2 protein-coding genes are annotated in these 2,016 nt (G+C 43.8%); both read left to right on the top strand.

Annotation, left to right across the window (positions count from 1 at the left end; genetic code table 11):
• The first annotated feature begins 219 nt into the window (after positions 1-219).
• Positions 220-1,575 carry a TolC family protein gene (locus AC29Z1_RS10285; protein ID WP_488271375.1) on the top strand — a complete coding sequence of 452 codons (1,356 nt, stop codon included), beginning with the start codon at positions 220-222 and terminating at the stop codon, positions 1,573-1,575.
• 145 nt (positions 1,576-1,720) lie between these two features.
• The coding region (locus tag AC29Z1_RS10280; RefSeq protein WP_488271374.1) for a hypothetical protein at positions 1,721-2,016 on the top strand (296 nt) is incomplete at its 3' end.

The following is a 2,016-nucleotide window of genomic DNA, read 5'->3' as shown; positions in this document are numbered from 1 at the left end:
CCAGATACTTTTTTAGTGGGGCAGACTAGCGATATGAACAAAAGTAGCGAAAAAACGTCATACTACGGAGTGCGCCGAGCCTTTTAAGTGCGGCTGCTTCCGGTGATGGTAGCTGGCGGAAAATAATTGACACTTTTAAGGGTTGGACATATAATTATAACTGTCTGACTGAGTAGTCAATCCTTTAAAAGATATATAGTCAAGGAGGTCATGAATTCCATGACAAGATGTAAATTATCCGGTAGCTTGGCTAAACGTGCCGCGGCATTGCTTATCGGTTCAATGCTGGTAACCTCTGTGCTTCCGGGATTTGCTGCGCCAGTAGAGCTTACCCTGGATGAAGCTATTGCTATGGCGCTTCAAACCAACCCGTCAATTAAAATCTCTGAGTATGAACTCGAAAAATCCAACTGGGAGGTTAGGGGTGCAAAAGCGGCGAAAGGACCATCCATAAGTCTTTCCCATAACTCTATCCGGGCCAAAAGTGCTGAATCAGCTACTTATGTGTTTAATTATGACAATATTACTGCCCCACCGCAAAAAATAGTAATTCCATCAAGTATTGGCAACCGGTACACGAACAGTGTTAATTTGTCCCTACCTTTATATACTGGCGGTAAATTAGAAGGAACTATCGAAAAAGCTCAGTTAGGAAATCAAGTGGCTAACTATGGGCTGGAAAAGACCCGCCAGCAGATTAAACTGGATGCTACTACCGGCTATTATGCCGTACTGCAAGCCCGCAACATTGTGAAATTAAGTGAAGAGTCACTGGAACAGCTTACCAGTCACTTGAAAAATGTTGAAGCCCAGTATGCTGCCGGAACGGTAGCCAAAACGGATGTACTGCGTTCCGAAGTGGAAAAAGCCAGTGCTGAACAAAGCTTGATTAAAGCAAAAAACGCGTACGATCTTGCAGTATCTAATCTTAACAATATTATTGGTTTACCGCTTGATACCGAAATTACGGTAAAAGAAGACCTCCAGTATGAACAATATGATAAAACATTGGCCGAATGCATTGCATATGCACTTGCTAACCGCCCGGATCTAGCACAAATGAATGCCGCTGTCGAAAGTGCGAAAGCCGATGTTAAAGTTGCGAAAAGTGGTCATAAGCCGGTAATAGCGGCCACTGCCTCAGAACAATGGAGTGACAGTGAATTTCCTGGTACCGATAATAACAACTGGACGATTGGCATTAGTGCCAGTTACAACCTGTTTGATTCTGGCTTAACCAGGTCGCAAGTGAAAAGTGCCGAAGTCAATCTGGATAAAGCTCTCGAACAATTGCGGCAGGCAAAAGATGCCGCCCAGCTAGAAGTACGCCAGGCGTACCTCAACATGAAAGAGGCCGAAAAACGCATTGAAACAAGTAAAGTGGCAGTAACCAAAGCAGAAGAAGATTTCAAAATTGCTCAGGTACGTTACAGCGCTGGAGTAGGCACGAACCTTGATGTTATTGATTCCCAAGTCGCTTTGACTTCAGCCAAGACGAATTATGTGCAAGCCCTGTATGACTATAATACCAGCCGGGCAAATCTGGAAAAAGCTATGGGTGTAACAGTAAAATAAATATGTATTCCCAAAACAAGGATTGCTCTTCCATTAGCGGAATAGCAATCCTTTTTTAAAAAATAGAAAGCCAAGAATATCCTAAAGGAAGTAAACCTGGTGACGTCGAATAGTACTGGATATCTATAAGGCAAGGAGGCATGCCATGAGAACCAAAGCCATTGCGGGAATACTTATATTATCTGTGCTGGTCATGGCTGCTTTTGCCTGGTGGTCGGTTAACAGTTCTGCAATATTTTCCCGGATTGAAGCTACGCTAGCCTCTGAACTATCAACGGCATTGGAAACTGAGGTTCAGATTGGCCAGTTACATACAGTCGGATTTTCGGCTGCGGCTGTTGATGATGTTATCTTATTTGATAAGCAGGGCCGGAAGCTGGCTGTTATTGAACAAGTTAGGCTAGACTATAATGTTTTGCGTTTGCTGCGCGGCCAAACGGC

This window comes from Sporomusa sp. (assembly GCF_057736855.1).
Note: the sequence above shows the minus strand (reverse complement) of the source record. Positions and strands in the feature narration are given on the sequence as shown.

Excerpts from the sequence above, each read along its gene's own strand:
- AC29Z1_RS10285 (WP_488271375.1), top strand. The coding sequence starts at position 220 with ATGACAAGATGTAAATTATCCGGTAGCTTGGCTAAACGTGCCGCGGCA.